A 17,368-nucleotide genomic window follows, 5' to 3' on the forward strand; every position below is an offset into this window, starting at 1 on the left:
TTTACGATTGAAGATCATACACTGGCGCTAACACAAGTAATTGTCCTTCTGTTAAGAAGTATTGATCTAAGTCGTTCCACTCTTTTAACGACCAGACAGAAATACCTGTTTTTTTCGAAATACTTGCTAATGTATCACCTTTTTTTACTTCATAGGTTTCTTTTGTTTTCTTTCTAGTTGCACTTACTTGATAATCTTTTGTTTCTTTTTTAGGTAGTGCATTGATTGTTTCATTCTTGCTTGATGTTTCGGTTGTTTCTTTCGTTTCTTTTTTGTTTGAACTTGACGTTGTTTCGTTTTTACTTGTAGTTGACGTTGTTTCGTTTTTCTTCGTTTCTTTTTTAGATTCTTTTCCATTGAACGCATTAGATAATTTTTGAACCATGTCTAATGAGCGATCAACAGCGGCTTCTTTTGGCTCAGAAGTAGCTGTTTTTTCTTGCGTTGGAATACTTAGCTTCTGACCGATAAATAACATACGACGGTCTAATTGATTTTTTTCTAAAATAGCTAACGTAGAAATATTGTATAGCTCACTAATTGATTTAAGCGACTCACCCTTTTTCACAATGTGAGTCAGGTATTCAATATTTTGATCAGTTAGATCATTTTTCTTCTCTAGCTTATCAAAAGCAGTGTTTAGCGTAATTTTTTTCGCTTTTTTGTTTTGTTTCTTGTCTTTTAGCGTATCATACTGTGTTAGGTTATATGCATCTATAAGACCGTTAAGCTTTGATGCATAGCTAGTATCTGTCGCATAGCGACCTGTTAAAAACTTCGTCGCATCTTTATATGATTTCGTATTGGTTTTCCAAGTACCACTATAAAAAGCATTACTATAATCAGTACCACCTCTAAGAAGTTTTACATAATCCTGTAGTGACTCTTTATATGATGGATACTTTCTGAAATTAGAACGAATCGTGAACATACCACCTGAACCATTGTCTTCACTAGTTAGAAAATTAGCACTTGCACCTTCATAACTTCCTTTAATTCCAAAAAGATTATAATTTGGTGCAGAAGCTAATGCGCTATTTCCAGAAGCACTTTCTAAAATAGCTTGAGCAATCATTACAGATGCGTAAAGATTGTTCTCACCAGCAATTGAGCGTGCATCTTCACCAATAACTTTAACAAAACTTTTAGTTGTCAGATTAGGACTAATATGGAATGACTGATCTGACCCTGCTGAGTTATTCACGCTACTATTATTAATAATTGCCGTATTTGGTCTACTTGGCAAAGCCGTGCCTGACTGTTGCGGTGCCGGTGTAGGTCCCTGAGTCGGACGTGTCGTCGACGGACGAGACGGTTTCGGTTTCGCTGGTTGAGACGGTTTTGGTTTTGGCTTAGGTTTAGGTTTAGGTTTTGACGGAGTTGTTGATGAACTCGTCGTACTTGTTGAACTTGAACTACTTGAGCTAGATGAACTGCTCGAGCTACTTGAACTTGTACTTGTGCTTGTTGATGTATCAGACGAACTTGTACTTGTTGAATCTGTTGTATCTTGTGTTGTACTCGTATCGTCTGTTGTACTTGTCGATTCACTCGTATCAACAGTAGTCTCTTCAGAAGATAACTCTTCTGAAGTTGTTGTACTAGACTCTGCAGAAGAGCTACTAATCATGCCTTCTGTTGTACTTTCTGTTGTTTCACGTTCCTTAGTCGAAGATAAAATTGTTACTTTTTCTTGTCCTTCAGAATCAATGGTCGCTTGGTTGTCTACTTCTTTTGCGACAATCGGTTGAGCATCTGTAACAGAAAGGACAGCACTTGAAGTAAGCAACCCTACACTCAACAAACGCATTTTTTTACTGTTTAGATTTCTTTTTTTCATCTTGTGTCCTCTCGTTTTTTATTGATATGGGTCTTCTTTCACCAAGTTAATGATCTGGTTGAATGCATGTTCTGACTCTTCCTTCACATCCTTGATTCGTTTGTAGTAATTTTGATATTCTTGTTCTGCACGTTCTAAACGTTTTAAAACGCCAGCTTTTCTTTTCGTTTCTTCATTAATCATATTTGCACGTTGATTGGCTTGGTTAATGATCTCTTTTGCTTGTTTCTTCGCTTCTAACAGCACTTCACCAATATCTTCTTTTGATAATTGTTGGTCGATATCAATGCTTTTTTGTGCTAATTGACGTTTTGTCGCTTCTAACTCATGACGAACTTTGGCTAACTCTTCATAAGTAGCTGTATCCGTTGGTGTGTCCGAAGCCATAATCACAATACGATCTTCAGAAAGTTTATCGATTTCTTCTTGTTTCGCTATTAATTCTTGTTCGTATTGTCTGATTTTATTTGCAAAGCGCTCTGCTTTTTTACGGTTTAAATCATTCTCATCAATTTGACGATTGCTTTCTCTCAAAAGACTGTTGTACTTACTTTTAACTTGCTCAAGTTCTGCCATACGGGCATCATAATCTTTTGGTACAGCTTGAACCATGGATAATTCATTTTCTAATGTTTGATTTGTTTTACGTGCAGCCTCTACTTCATGTTGTAGTTGTGTGCTTTCTCTTTTCGCTTTGCGTAGTTCTGCTTTTATGTCTCTAAGCTCTGCTTGAAGCTGTTCGTTTTCTTCTTGAAGCTCTTCTAACTCTTCGTCATCAATGACTTCATTTATTGGTGGTCTCTTTTTCTTTGGCTTAGGTTTTCTAGGTGCTGGTACAGATTTTTTCTTTTTCATTGAGAATAATGAGCGTGATTCCTCTTCGTCGTCATCGTCGTAATCTTCATCGTCGTAGTCTTCGTCGTCATCATATTCATCATCATCATCATCATCGTCGTCGTAGTCTTCGTCGTCATCATCATATTCATCATCGTCGTCGTAATCTTCGTCATCGTCATCGTATTCATCATCGTCATAATCTTCGTCATCATAGTCGTCATCATCATCATATTCATCATCGTCGTAATCTTCATCATCATAGTCGTCATCGTATTCATCATAATCTTCATATTTTTTTCTTTTTTTCCCTTTACCTTTGCCAAAAATTTTTAGCATACGCTCACTTCCTTCTAATGTAATAATATAAGCTATCTCTTTTACCGTTTGTTTTTATTGTATGGTTTGACTATTAAGTAATTTATTATAGATTGTTTATTTATGTAACTATAATGATATGCTATTCAGATTCTAAAGATTCTATCCATGGTTCAATTAAATACTGCTTTCAAAAAAGCCAAAAAGGCACCTACCTTTTTCTATTTTATCAGATAATGACTCAACAAACAAACCGAATTAGCAGTTTATTTTCTTTTTTGTAGAAGTATTGTTGTTCATGTTTAGATTATGTCCTGAAACACCTTTCAATCCAAATAAATAATTGTTTTTTTATTATATAAATACAATTTAATTGATTTGAAATTCAGATTTTTAGTATAAAAATCCAAAAAAAATACATATCTATTTTTATGTATCTAATCATTTTGTACTATTAAATAAACATTTACCTTCTGAAAACTATTTGAAAATAAACAAAGGTAGAAATCACGATTGATTATATAGTTATCATTTGGTTATTTATTTGTTATTAATTTTTTCGATCGCCACTAAATAAGAAATCTGTAATACTTTCATTTTTCGCTTTAATCCTACCTTCAGAATAGTTTATTCTGATTCAATACTTCTTATCATCTGATGCAACAAGCAAGATAAGAGTTAATCTTTGTAAAAAGATGCTTGGGATAGTACTTTTTGAGTTTTATTATATTAACATCATGAAAAATCCGATTAATCGGTGTGATCTTCGGAAATGGACTAAAAATCGGACAATGTACAAAATACATTGTCCGGTTTTTGGTCCGATCGTTCAAGTCCAAACAACTCTTGTCACAAACATTTGACGATCTATTGGTCACATCCAAATGATTTCTGTAGGGGAAATCAATCTACTTTAACTTTTTATTCTTTCGATGGAATCAATAAGCGTAATCCATTTAATATAACTAATAATGTACTACCTTCATGAGCAATTACACCAAACGTGATGTCCATTTTACCGAGAATGTTCAGTGTAATCAATAAAACGACAATAAACATTGAAAAAATAATATTTTGCCAAACAACTCGATCTAAACGTTTAGATATTTTATGAGCATAACTGAATTTTGTTAAATCGTTTTGCATCAGCACTGCATCAGCAACATCAATTGCAATATCCGTTCCATCTCCCATGGCTACACCGATGTCTGCACTCACCAAGGCTGGAGCATCATTGACACCATCTCCTAGCATTGCTACACTGCCGAATCGTTTTTGCTGCTCTTTTACAATTGCCGCCTTATTTTCTGGTAAGACATTTCCGATCACTTCATCAATCCCAATTTGACGCCCAACAGCTTGACCAGTTAATTCAGCATCGCCTGTGATCATTGTCGTATGGATACCTTGGGATTTCAAATAGCTAATAACGGTTTTTGCTTGTTCATTAGGCGTATCCATCATCGCGATCAAGCCGATTACTTCATTGTTTTTTGCAAAATAAACAACAGTTTTTCCTTCTTTCCCATATTGTTCATTGTGTGCATTAATTTGTGTATCTACTAAACCAAAGATTTCTGGTTTGCCAATTTGATAAGTATTTCCTTGGTAGCTCGTCACTAACCCTTTACCGATTTCATTTTCAACAGTTAAAGTTAATTCAACTTTTGCTTGAAACTTTTCTAATATCGCATCAGCTAAAGGATGGTTCGCTGTTTTTTCCATCCCTACAATTACGTCAATGCATTCTTGTTCCGTTGTATCGGTGTTTTCTGTTAAGAAATAAAAATCAGTCACTGATGGTTTCCCTTTCGTTAAAGTACCTGTTTTATCGAAAGCAACTGACTTAATCGTTGCTAAGTTGGCAAGATAGGAACCACCTTTAAATAACACACCTCGTTTAGCTAAATTAGAAATTCCTGACAACGTTGCAGGTACAGCACTGGCAGCAAGCGCACAGGGTGAAGCTGAAATCAAGAACACCATCCCGCGATAGAAACTTTCATCCCATGACCATTGAAATAAAAAGGGGCCCGCTACTATAAAAAGCGGCACAATAACCAATACTCCAGTTACATAATAGGGGGCTAATTTTTGAATATTAGTTGCTGTTTTCGACAAATTTGATTGAGATTGATTGACTAGTTGGAGAATTTTCGCAAAAACAGTATCACTACTATCTTTTGTAACTTCCATCGTAAATGTCCCACTGCCGTTGATCGTACTTCCGAAAACTTCATCGCCAACTGTTTTTTCTCTTGGGATACTTTCACCGTTAATAGAAGACTCATCAATAGATGTTCTTCCAGAAAGAATAACACCATCCGTCGCAATTTGATCACCATTTAATACTTGCAATGTATCTCCGATTTTTAAAACAGAGACATCCACTATCTTCACACGCCCATCCGGTTGAATCAAACGAGCTTCTGTGGGATTCATTTTTAGTAAGTTAGTAATTTCTCTTTTACTGCGGCCTTCAGCATATTCTTCCAAAAAATGAGCAGCACCAAAAATAAGAATCAGTAACGCACCTTCTTCATAGCTACCGATAATCATTGCACCAAACGCTGCTAAAGTCATTAAAATATGGACATTTGGCGAAAACTTTTTTTTCGTTTTGGTATCATTGATCGTATCGACGATCCCCTCTATCATGATGTGATATCCAGAAAGGAGCATCGCACTAATAAAAAGAATATTTTGTACTAAGGAACCTTCTTCTATAAAAAATCCCGTAATGAATATGGCTAATCCTAAAAAAAATAAAATTACTGGAGATTTTCCATGATTATGATTGTGCTCATGGCTATCATGGCCTTGTTTATTTGAACAGCTACGTTCGTGTGTGTTCGTTGTTTCCATTTCGTTCATCCTCCCTTTTGGTTGTTTTCTGAAAAGATACACTTTATCTTTTTCAAATGAACAACTACTCATATATCTTATGTCTATATTACATGAACAAACACTCATGTGTCAAGTAAAAACAAATACTTTTTTGTTCAAAAAAAAATGGGTCTGTGACATAACTCTAAAAGTCATATCTTGAACCCCTAAAAACCGAATAAACCGCGGGAACAGAAGCAACCCCTTCGGAAATAAAAATCCATTCACAAAAATTTGAAGAACAATTTTCGTGAATGGATTCTTATTTTTCGGGGCTAAACGCATTCTGTCCTAGCCTCACTCTTTACAGTGTATTTCTATTTATTTTTTTCTGTTACCTGAATATATTTGAAACTATACGGCGAACCAAAACTGTGTTTTACCACACCATGAATCGTTTTCTTTTGTAATAATGCTGTTTGTTGCTGATAAATCGGAGCGATCGTGTAATCTTCAGCTATTAAAACATGTTCTGCTTGACGTAAATCAGACCATCTTTTTTCCTCATTAGCGGCATCAGTACTCACAGCAGCTTGAATCAATTGATCATAGGTTGGGTTGTTATAGTTCACATGATTCAATCCTGATGTAGATACAAACATATCTAAAAATGTAATCGCATCTTTGAAATCAGGCATCCATTGTCCGAAAGCAACATCATACTCACCAGATAAATAGCGTTCTTGTAGGTTATTGCTTGGTAATGCAGCAATCTCAAACTCGATTCCTGGTAGAACCTCCGTTATTTGACTTGTTATATATTCAGCTATTTTTTTGTCTGTATCTGTATCTTTCGTCAAGTAAACGAATGTCATGTGTTCTTTATTCAGTTCTTTTTTCGCTTGATTGAATGCTTGTTTTGCCGCATCCTTGTCAAAGGTTTGCTGGACCCCATTTTCTTTACGAAAATCCTCTCCAGTTTTCGGATTTTTTACAAAGTTTTGGGGAATAAAACCTGTTGCCGCAATAGAGCCATCACCTAAAACATTATTTACAAATGTTTCACGATCCATCGCTAAAGCAATGGCTTTACGTAATTGCGTATTGTGTAATAATTTATCTTGATCTTGATTGAAACGAAGATATCCCATTTTCGTGTCGTTTTGATTTTGAAAATCAGGGTCGTTTTTATACTGCTTTGAAAATTCTCCATCTAGTACAACTCGATCAAGTTCGCCAGTTTGATATAAATTAACTGCTGTACTTGTTGACTTTACAACGGTTGTTTGAATCTCTTCAACATTGACATTCTGTTTATCCCAATACTTAGGGTTTTTTACATATTTCCATGTATCAGAATTTTGTTCCCAATCGGTTAAGGTAAATGGTCCGTTATACAAAGTAGTCTCACTAGACGTTCCGTAGTTCTTTCCTTGTTTTTCAGCAAATTCTTTGTTTATCGGGAAAAACGTTTCAAATGTCAATAAAGAAGTAAAATAAGGAATTGGTTTAACCAAATGAATCACTAAAGAATATTCGTCAGGAGCTTCTACTCCTAATTGATCTGGCGTCATTTTTCCTTGATAGATTTCGTCAGCATTTTTAATGGAAGAAACAAATAAGCTAGCATAGGATGGTGCTGTCTCAGGTGTAACTGCTCGTCTCCAAGCATAAAGAAAATCATTTGCTGTAACGGGTTCACCGTTGGACCATTTTGCATCTTTTCTTAAGGTGATTGCATAGGTTTGTTTATCTTCACTGATTTCAGGAAGCGCTTTAGCAACAGCCGGAATTATTTCATCGTTTTCATCTAACTGATAAAGACCTTCCAATACTTGATTTTGAGCATTAAAACTAGTGAAATCTTCTTCTTGTGTTGTATCTAAAGTCAATAATTCTGCGGGTTCAGTAAAACGAACAACAGCTTTTTTTGTTTCTGCTTTATTCGTTGGTGTGCAACTAGCCAATAGTGTTATAAGTACAAGTAAACTAAAAGGTATCCATTTTTTCATCTTGTTCCTCCATTGTTAAAAATTGGTAAAACACTGTCTAGCAAATAAGATTAAACAAAAATAACTTGTTCAATCACGCTGATTTCAGGATCTAGTGATTGCATTACTGGACAATTTTTCCCAATCAATTTTAACGCTCGCTCTGCTTTGCCTTGTTCGTTTTCCCCAACGCGGATAAAAAAAGTGATGAGCACTTGGCGTAACGGTTTGGCTTGTTTTTCTTCTGCACGTTCATAAGCAATCTCCACTGTCTCAATAGCAAAAGCAATGTGAGAATTTGTTAATATTTTTTCGTAGACATAGGCTCCGCAAGCACCGATTGATGCCACTAACATCTCAACTGGTGAAAAGCCAATTTCTTTTTTCAATACCCAATTTCCATTTTGATGAACTAGTTCAAATCCTTTTTCACTTGGAATTAATTTCATGATTTCCCCCCCTTTTTTATCATTGGATGTCCATATGACTCTCTTTCTTCTATGATAATGTAAATAATGGTAAACGTATAATAGTTATATCCTATGTATGATAGCTAAAGACTATCTATATTAATCTTTAGAAACAGCTTAACCTATACCGCGATTATACAAAATTGACACAAAAAATGATCATAATTGGATTACCACATTAAAATATAGTGTGATATTATTCCTATAGAAAAGGAGGATTTAATCATTGTGAATATCTTCTTAAAAAAACAACCATCTCAAAGTGTAATGCCAAACAAATATTTACTGTTTTGCGCTACTCTAATGTTTCTACTATTTATAATAGCAATTCCTACTATTTCTCAAGCAGCTGAAACAATAAAATTTAATTACTATATCTCAATTCCTTACGCCAATAGCACAAATGAAGATAAGGCTTTAGATATTAGTGGTACTACAAATAAATTAATACTTTACGATAAGCATGGATTAGGAAATCAAACGTTAGCTTTTGAATATATCCCAAATAAAGATGCCTATATTATTTTTGCTAGGGGGGATAAACAAAAATTAGTCACCGCTGACGGCAATACTGATGGTAGTACTGCCAGTAGATTTTTGTATAAGAATATACTCATTAATAGCCTTGCAGATATTCCTGGCGAAAGTTTGTGGAAAATAGAACCATCAAGCCAATCTAACTTTTATAGTATTGTTAATAAAAAAAGCAATTTAGCTCTTACTAACTCTGGGTATGATGATTCAGCACCACTCCAACTGAAAACCATTAATTCATCCGACTACAAACAATTATTTAAGTTTACAAGCTTAAGTGGGCTTTTCTATATCAAACCAAATGCTAATTTATCAAAAACATTGGATATCGCTAACGGCGTTGTTGACGGTAACGACTTGATTGTATATTCAAAAGGAATCAATCAAGCAAATCAGCAGTGGTTTTCCGTCTTTGTACCTGCAATTGGTTCCTATATGATTGGTAATTATAAAAATCGTTCGCTTTTGTTAAATTATCCTGGTGCCAATACCAATCTAACTATTAAAAAATTTAATATTGATGTAAATAATCCCCCTAGGGAAATTCAATTTAGCTTTATTACTACACCAGGCAAAAAGAATGTTTACTCTATAAGGCGATATTATACTGAGGAACTGTTGACCGCAATATATCCAATTACAGATCTAGGAAAAATCCAATTTCAGACCAAAAATAACGACATGAACCAACAGTGGTTCCTAGAATCCTTTGACAATATCTCTGCTCCCGTTATCAGTAATTTAAAAATTACTGGTGGTCATTCAACTGACAAACAGAATCGACCAATAATCTATCCTGGGGAATCTATAACAGTTACTGGACAAATGCAGTCAAACTTTTTTAAAACATATGACCTGTTCACCCAAACAAATCTAGATGGGTTCAACAAAGTCAAAGAAAATCTTGCTCTGGAAAATAATACATCGACATTCAGTTATGAACTGACTGCTTCACAAACCGACACTTTACCTAATGGGATAAACTACTTAGAATTTAAAGGGTATGGCGATAAGTTTTTTTCATCTAATAATTTAGCAACAAGCTTTGTTGTTGACCAATCACCTCCAGAAATAACTGCTGACAAAGAACTAAATTATTATGTAGAGGATCTATCAAAAGCTTCTATCACAGGAACATTTATAGATAAAAAGGCGGAAGACCTTGAAATAACTGCGAAAATTAATGATTCTACAGTTGAAATTCCCGTGTACAGTGGCAAAGGAGCCAAAAATACTGCTCCGATTAACTGGTCATTTTCATTGAGCGATTTGACTTCTGAACAACAAAATTTATTTAGACTTGGTAAAAACACACTCACGTTTACCTTAAAAAATAATTGGACAACCCATAATACAGCCATTGCTACTAGTACGGTAAATATTTTAGGTCGAACAACTATATCTTATCAAAATCAATCAGGGGACATTCTCAAAGAAAAAACAATGCACCATCAAACATCCATTGATGACCCCAATTACGCTATAGATATACCAGCGATTATTGGCGATTATAAATTAGTAAAAGCTACTGGCGATGGCAGTTTGCTTCCAACGAAAAATACAATCACTGGAACGTTTACTAATGAGTTGTTACATACAACAGCAATTTATGATCAATACGCCTTTTATCTAACCTATGAAGGAAATGGTTCTTCTAAAGGTACAGCGCCTGCCAAACAACGATTCGAGAAAGACCAATCATTGACGATTTCCTCACCAGAAGAATTAACCAAAGATGGTTATCATTTTAAGGAATGGAATACAAAAGCAGATGGTTCAGGTAAAACGTACCACCCAGGAGATGCATTTTTGACAACAAGCCAAAACGAAACACTGTATGCTATTTGGGTACCAGATAAAGTATTGATGACAGTTCATTTTTATTATTCTGATACAAAATTACCCATTTATCAAAATATTCGGGAATCTACCAAAAAAGTTGAAAGTATTGATTATGAGATGCCCACAGATGCGCAGCTGGTAAACACTATTGATTCATTAGCGATTCCATTAACTTATTTTGGTTACACGTTACATTCTACCTCTCCAGAAGTAGAGATAGATGGAAAAATCACTAGCGCCACAGTTGTACCAGAGAAAAACTTTTCTATTGCCTATTACTTCGATGGCTTATTTAATATCTATCAAGCAAATACCGTAGATTTTGGCGAAATTACCATAAAAAACAAAGGCACGATTAATCATTCACCTATCAATAATCCTACAATTAACATTCTAAATACGAAAGAACTACAAAGCTGGACCCTTTACTTGAGACAAGCTGAACCCTTGCAAAATGCTAACGGCACATTTAAAGGAAACTTATTTTATAAAGATTCTGAAAATGAATTTGAATTAACAACTGAAAGTCTTCCTTTTGCCCAATTTAACACGACTTCACCTTATGTTTCATTGAATTTAGCTTCAACAGAAAATCAAGATTCTGGATTATTTTTAAAAGAGTATTATGGAAATAAACTAGGTTCTTATCAAACAACACTTTGGTGGTCTCTTGTGAAAGGGCCTTAAACTAAAAGACTAACACCCACGCAATGTATGTAAAAACGCATTGCATAGGTATTAGTCTTTTTTGCCATTCAAAAAGTCGTTATCTTTTTTCCGTATATTTTCTATCTTTATAGCAAACCTTCTTCAAAGGAATAAATTCGTTCAATGGCAGCGGCTAATTGTTTAAACTGAACAAATTTTTCTTCACGAATATATTCTTTTCCAGCAACGAAAAAAAGTAATGTTGGTGCTGAAAAAATTAAATATTCTGCTGAAATTTCTCTGACTTTATCTGCTTCAACTTCTCTTAATTCAATCTTTGGATAGTTGCTTAATAGAGCCATTAATTTAGGTTGAAGGGCATGACAAACAGAACAATCTTCTTGTGACACATATAGAAAAACGAAATGATTGTTCGTTATAAATGAACGTATTTCTTCAAGTGTTTCTAATTTTTGCATGATTCCATCACCTTTTTGCTTGTTTGGCTCATCATAGCACTTCAGCTGTGTAATGACGATTTTTCTGCTCTCATTTTAATCTACAGCCTCAATCCAAGCTTTGTAATAATCTGTATAAAAGCCCTCTTGGTCCTCGGCCGTCATAATATAACGACCTATCATTGTTCCAGTTTGATATCCTTGTTTTTTTAATTTTTGTTTAATTGAGTGTACGTTATTTTTTAAAGGGTTTTCTGATCTGATGGTTAGTAAAAATTGTTTGTACGAGACTTTGTCTTCTGTTTTTTGCCAAATCGTGGATTCTTCCATAAATTCGTTTTTAGTTACCGCAAATCCATATATGATTTCTTTTGCTTGAGTAGGATTGATGTACACCACCAAACTTGAAGGGTTCTCAATATAGGTCTGTAATTCTGCTGGATCCTCCAAATCAATTGGGATGATTCTTTCAACATCCAGTGCTTCATCAATGATTTCCTTTTCTTTCAATTCTATTAAACTCAATAATTGTTCTTTTCTGCGTTTTATCCCTTGATACTTCTTCTCTAATTCTGCTAACTCACAAGCAACTCTCGTTTGCGTTTCATCTAAAATCGTCCATAATTCTTCTGGTGATTTTCGATATAAATTTGTCATTTTATTAATAGGAATATCTAGCTTCCGATAAAAATCAATATCACTAAGTGTTAATATATCTTCCATATCAAACATCCGATACCCGTTGTGAGTATTTCTTGAGGAGGTTAGTAAATTCATATCATCCCAGTAACGGATTTTTGATTTAGACAACTTCATAATCTCTGCAACTTGTCCAATTGTTAATAATTTGTCTTTTTCCATCTTTTCACCTCTTACTCTAATTATAAATAAAAAGCATTGACATTCAAGTAGCTTGAAGGTGTAAACTTTTTTATTGTGACACACTACAATCATCTATATCAAGGGAGTGATAATTAATCCCTGAAGTTGAAAGGAAGGAAATTAAGATGAAACTTATTCAATTTTTTATAAAAAAAAATACCAGGTTGATTCTTGCCACAGTCTTTTTCTTGTGTTTACAAATCATCGGTACATTAGGCGTTCCCTTACTTGTCGCTAAATTGATCGATCAAGGAATCGCCAGTGGGAATAACCAACTAATTCAATCAATTGGTTTACAAATGTTAGCAATGGCTTTATTTGGTGCGTTTGCAGCAATTGCCGGGAGTTATTATTCAGCAAAAGTGGCTGCTAAGTTAGGTTTTGAAATACGTACACTCTTTTTTGATAAGATACAGGCTTTTTCTATTAAAGATGCAGATCGTTTTGGAACAGGCTCTTTGCTGACCAGAATGACTAGTGATGTGGATAATATTCAGCAGATGACTGTTTTATTTCTACAATTGATTTTACCTGCACCTATCATCGCTATTTTTTCACTTTACATGACCTTTACGTATTCAGCAACACTGGCTTTCGTCCCTTTAATTGCGATTTTAGCCTTTGTGTTAGTGGTTTATGTATTAATGAAAAAAGGAACGCCTCTATCCTTAATGATTCAACCGAAGATGGACAAGATCATTGTGACTTTAAGGGAATTTTTTACGGGGATCAATATGATTCGTGCATTTAACAACCAAGAATATGAAGAAGAACGGACAAATAAACGTTTTTCTGAATACGGGGAAGGAATGATACGGGTAAATAAGATTTTTTCTTTTATTACACCCGTTGCTTTTTTATTGATGGGGGTCGTTTTTTCTTCTATTTTATGGTTTGGTGGAAACTTTGTGGCTGAAGGTACGCTTCAAATCGGAACGGTTTCAGCAGTAATTGAATATTCCTTACTAACTTTGGCGTATTTGATGATTGCTGCAATGGTGTTGGTTATGATGCCTAGATCCTTTGCCTCAGTCAAGCGACTAGAGGAAGTGATCAATACAAATGAAGAAATTTTAGATGCCGCTCTTCCTATACAAGAAACAGAACCAAAGCAAAAAACAGATACATTAATCCAACTAAATCATGTTACCTTTCATTATGATCAAGCAGATGAACCAGTATTAGAAGACATTCATTTCACTATTCCAAAAGGAAAAACAACGGCGATCGTTGGGGGTACTGGCTCTGGAAAGAGCACGCTCTCCAAATTGCTGTTAAGACTCAGTGATGTTTCAAAAGGACAGATCCTATTTGATGGGATTGATATTCGTGATTTACCTCAAAATAAGCTTCGTTCTAAAATCAGTTACGTTCCGCAAAAAGCTTTTTTATTTAGCGGCACAATTCAAAGTAATTTAGCCATGGGAAATCCAGTTGCCTCAATCCAAGAGATGGATAAAGCGGCAAAAATTGCACAACTCTCTGATTATATAGCGACTTTGGAAGAAGGATATGATTCTTTTGTCGCACAAGGGGGTACAAACTTTTCTGGTGGGCAAAGACAACGGTTATGTATTGCACGAGCCTTAATCAAACCTGCTGATATTTATATTTTTGATGATAGTTTTTCAGCATTGGACTATCGAACAGATGCCGCACTTAGAACAGCATTAAAAGAAGAAATGTCAGATAAGACATTACTAATTGTCGCTCAAAGATTGAGTACCATCCAACAAGCAGACAACATTATTGTTTTAGATGAAGGGAAAATCGTAGGACAAGGAACCCATCAAGAATTATTAGGCAACAATCAAACCTATCAAGAATTTGCCCGCTCACAAGGACTTACATGGAAGGAGGAAATCGGATGAAAAAAACAAAAAAACAAACATTGAAACGATTCTTTCGTTTAATTCATAAAGAGCGTCCAATATTTTTCCTATTGATTTTATGCAGTATGATTGGAAATGCTTTAGTAATAGCTATGCCTTTTATTATGGGGATTGCTATTGATGATTTACTGACCTTGATCAAAGAGACTGGGATTACACAACTCACAGCTTCAATGGTCTCAGACGTATTGTTTTTCCCTGTTTTGACTTTAGTCCTCTTTTCAATTTTAAGTAGTGGTATGTCGTTTATTCAAGAGAGGTTGATGGCTTCTTTTAGCGAACGAATTACATTGCGTGTAAGAAAAGAAGTTTCTAAAAAATTCAAAACATTGCCTATGTCATTTTTCGATCAACATCAAGTTGGGGATATTTTGAGTAGAACAACAACTAGTTTGAACCAACTTTCTCAAGTGTTACTGACAGATATCAATCAATTTTTCACATCAATTTCTACTATTTTATTTGCAGGCGTTATGTTGTTTTACATTGATGTGAAATTAACCTTGATCGTCATTGTTTTAATTGCCGGAAGTTCATTTTTAACAGGGAAAATTGCCAATAAAAACAAAGAATTAGCAGACAAAAGTCAAGCTGAACTTGGGAGGTTAAACAATCAAACAGAAGAATTTTTATCAGGTAATTTGGTAACAAAAACATTTAACCAACAAGCACATGCGAAACAGACGATTTTGGACACAAATCAGAAGCATTATAACGCTTTTTTAAAGGCTCAATTTATGAATTTCGCGATTTATCCAGCAATTCGTTTGATTAATCAACTAGCTTTTATCGTCAGTGCTATTTTAGGCGCATTTTTGGTCTTACAAGGAGTGATTACAATCGGTTTACTCCAAGCTTATTTACAATATATCAATCAAGTTTCGGAGCCTATCTCTACAGCATCGTATGTGATCAACTCTATTCAAGCAGCATTTGCAGCAATTGATCGGATCTTTGACATCTTAGATGCCCCTGAGGATGTTCCTGAAGCTCTTGATGGAACACTCATTGAACAACCCACTGGTGAGATTGCATTTGATAGTGTGCAATTTGGGTATACCCCAGAAAAAATCTTAATGAAACACGTTGATTTTTCTGTTAAGCCAAAACAAATGGTTGCCATCGTTGGCCCTACTGGTGCAGGAAAAACAACCTTAGTCAATTTACTAATGCGTTTTTATGAGTTAAATAGCGGCAAGATTACGTTTGATGGCGTAGATATCACAACGCTTTCTAGAACGAACCTTCGAGAAATGTTTGGAATGGTTTTACAAAATACTTGGTTATTTGAAGGAACAGTGGCTGATAATATTGCTTATGGGAAAATGGATGCGACACAAGAAGAAATTATTGAAGCCGCAAAAATTGCCCAATGTGATCACTTTATCCGAACCTTGCCAAATGGCTACGACTCAATCATTTCTAGCGAAAACGGGTCCCTTTCGCAAGGACAGCAACAATTATTGACGATTGCTCGTATCATTTTGGCCAACCCTCCTGTGGTTATTTTGGATGAAGCAACGTCGAGTGTGGATACAAGAACAGAAGCTCATATTCAAAAAGCGATGGATGAAGTGACCAATAATCGAACTAGTTTTGTTATTGCTCATCGTTTATCTACGATTGAAAATGCTGATTTGATTTTAGTAATGAAAGATGGCGATATTGTAGAAAAAGGGAATCATCAAGAATTATTGGCGAAACCTTCATTGTACGCATCTTTGTATAACAGTCAATTCCAGCAAACATAATTGCTTGAAATTAAAAAATAAGAAACAGTCACTTGAATTCTTTGGCATATGCTAAAGAAATTTAAGTGACTGTTTTTACTTATTATATTTACTTTTTAGGCTCAAAGTGCAATGTACTTCCAGCGGGCGAAATAGTGTAACCCTCTTTAAGTATGACTGTTTTTTCTGATATAAAACTATTACTTGAATCTGATTTAGCTCTTTCAACACTTTGCATATTCTCATAAACAATTGTATTTCCGTCTGCGTCCTCAATACTAATTAATGCACTGCTAGCATCTGTGGTCATGATATAGGTTCCAGGAACGATTCCGTCTTTCCCTACCGTTGATTTTTCCATGATATCAAATGCTTTTGCTTCTTGGTCTGAATTTGAAGAGGCTTCAGCAGATTTTTTTTCAACAGTCAATACTAGTTTTTCATCACTTACATAGTAATCATCTGTTTCTGCTTTTGAAAAGTTCTTAGTAAGATCAAATACTGAATTGGGTGCGATTGATTGTTTTGTAATTACATAACTCATCTTTTTACTCCAATCAACTTTTTCACCATCCGTTGATTCAGTGTTTATATAAAGCCGAGCCTTCTTGTCACCTTCTGTAAAGCTCAAAAATACGTACCCGCCAAGCGTTGTATTAAAATTAACAGCACCTAGTTTTTTCCCAACAAGATCTGGTAACACAAACGTATTTGGTTGAGTATTTACCTCTTCTAATTTTGTTGCAAATCCTTGTTCTTCGCCTTTTAAATGACCTTCTTTGTATCCTTTTTCGCGACCAGCTTTCTCTCCTGCTTTTTTACCACTATGGTATCCATTAGTTTCTCCAACTATATGGCCACCAACAAAAGAACCTGTCCCAACAACAAGTAGCAATACCACAAAAATCAGCATTGTTTTTTTCGGACTACTTAATACATTTTTCACTACTCCCAAACTCCTTATGATTCATTTAGTTAAATAGCAATAAAAGAGCGCTACTCATTTTATTATTATTCACCTAATTAAGTTTATCATATATTTAGGTTGTGATAGTATCAGAATTTCATATTTTTCTTGGAGTTTTATAGAAAATCAGAGTAGC

Annotated in this window: 11 protein-coding genes; 3 read left to right on the top strand and 8 right to left on the bottom strand. The window is 34.8% G+C overall.

The genetic code is table 11. The features are described 5' to 3' along the window. Position 1 precedes the first annotated feature (1 nt). The 5 genes from A5880_RS05515 to A5880_RS05535 all read right to left on the bottom strand — a co-directional run bounded on the left by A5880_RS05515 (position 2) and on the right by A5880_RS05535 (position 8,258). A complete protein-coding gene (locus A5880_RS05515) occupies positions 2–1,840 on the bottom strand; it encodes a glucosaminidase domain-containing protein (protein ID WP_086331206.1) in 1,839 nt (612 codons plus the stop codon). Between the two features lie 18 nt (positions 1,841–1,858). Continuing rightward, positions 1,859–3,013 carry a coiled-coil domain-containing protein gene (locus tag A5880_RS05520; protein ID WP_086331205.1) on the bottom strand — a complete coding sequence of 385 codons (1,155 nt, stop codon included), beginning with the start codon at positions 3,011–3,013 and terminating at the stop codon, positions 1,859–1,861. Between the two features lie 900 nt (positions 3,014–3,913). Next, positions 3,914–5,857, bottom strand: a complete 1,944-nt coding sequence (locus A5880_RS05525) for a heavy metal translocating P-type ATPase (protein ID WP_086331204.1) — start codon at positions 5,855–5,857, stop codon at positions 3,914–3,916. A 338-nt stretch (positions 5,858–6,195) separates the two neighbouring features. Next, a complete protein-coding gene (locus A5880_RS05530) occupies positions 6,196–7,830 on the bottom strand; it encodes a peptide ABC transporter substrate-binding protein (RefSeq protein WP_086331202.1) in 1,635 nt (544 codons plus the stop codon). 50 nt (positions 7,831–7,880) lie between these two features. After that, complete coding sequence (locus A5880_RS05535; protein WP_086331201.1) at positions 7,881–8,258, bottom strand: OsmC family protein; 378 nt, start codon at positions 8,256–8,258, stop codon at positions 7,881–7,883. A gap of 249 nt (positions 8,259–8,507) precedes the next feature. Here A5880_RS05535 and A5880_RS05540 point away from each other — a divergent pair, with 249 nt between their 5' ends. Further along, positions 8,508–11,342: an RICIN domain-containing protein gene (locus A5880_RS05540; protein WP_086331200.1), complete on the top strand. Its 2,835-nt coding sequence runs from the start codon at positions 8,508–8,510 to the stop codon at positions 11,340–11,342. A 107-nt stretch (positions 11,343–11,449) separates the two neighbouring features. On the opposite strand, the gene A5880_RS05545 is transcribed toward A5880_RS05540, so the two are convergent. Both A5880_RS05545 and A5880_RS05550 read right to left on the bottom strand, forming a co-directional pair. Further along, on the bottom strand, positions 11,450–11,782 hold the full coding sequence (locus tag A5880_RS05545; RefSeq protein ID WP_086331199.1) for a thioredoxin family protein: 333 nt from the start codon (positions 11,780–11,782) through the stop codon (positions 11,450–11,452). Positions 11,783–11,857: 75 nt separating this feature from the next. Next, complete coding sequence (locus A5880_RS05550) at positions 11,858–12,622, bottom strand: MerR family transcriptional regulator (RefSeq protein ID WP_086331198.1); 765 nt, start codon at positions 12,620–12,622, stop codon at positions 11,858–11,860. Positions 12,623–12,768: 146 nt separating this feature from the next. Here A5880_RS05550 and A5880_RS05555 point away from each other — a divergent pair, with 146 nt between their 5' ends. Further along, positions 12,769–14,514 carry an ABC transporter ATP-binding protein gene (locus tag A5880_RS05555; protein ID WP_086331197.1) on the top strand — a complete coding sequence of 582 codons (1,746 nt, stop codon included), beginning with the start codon at positions 12,769–12,771 and terminating at the stop codon, positions 14,512–14,514. Next, the gene (locus A5880_RS05560; RefSeq protein WP_086331196.1) at positions 14,511–16,286 is read left to right on the top strand and encodes an ABC transporter ATP-binding protein; all 1,776 of its coding nucleotides are present in this window, start codon (positions 14,511–14,513) and stop codon (positions 16,284–16,286) included. Before A5880_RS05555 ends, A5880_RS05560 begins: the two co-directional genes overlap by 4 nt. Before the next feature lie 88 nt (positions 16,287–16,374). Here the strand turns inward: A5880_RS05560 and A5880_RS05565 are convergent, their stop codons facing one another. Then, positions 16,375–17,211, bottom strand: coding sequence for a hypothetical protein (locus tag A5880_RS05565; RefSeq protein ID WP_086331195.1), 837 nt, complete (start codon positions 17,209–17,211; stop codon positions 16,375–16,377). Between the last annotated feature and the right edge of the window lie 157 nt (positions 17,212–17,368).

Origin of the sequence: Enterococcus sp. 4G2_DIV0659, assembly GCF_002140715.2 — a bacterium.
Classification (GTDB): domain Bacteria; phylum Bacillota; class Bacilli; order Lactobacillales; family Enterococcaceae; genus Enterococcus_L; species Enterococcus_L mansonii.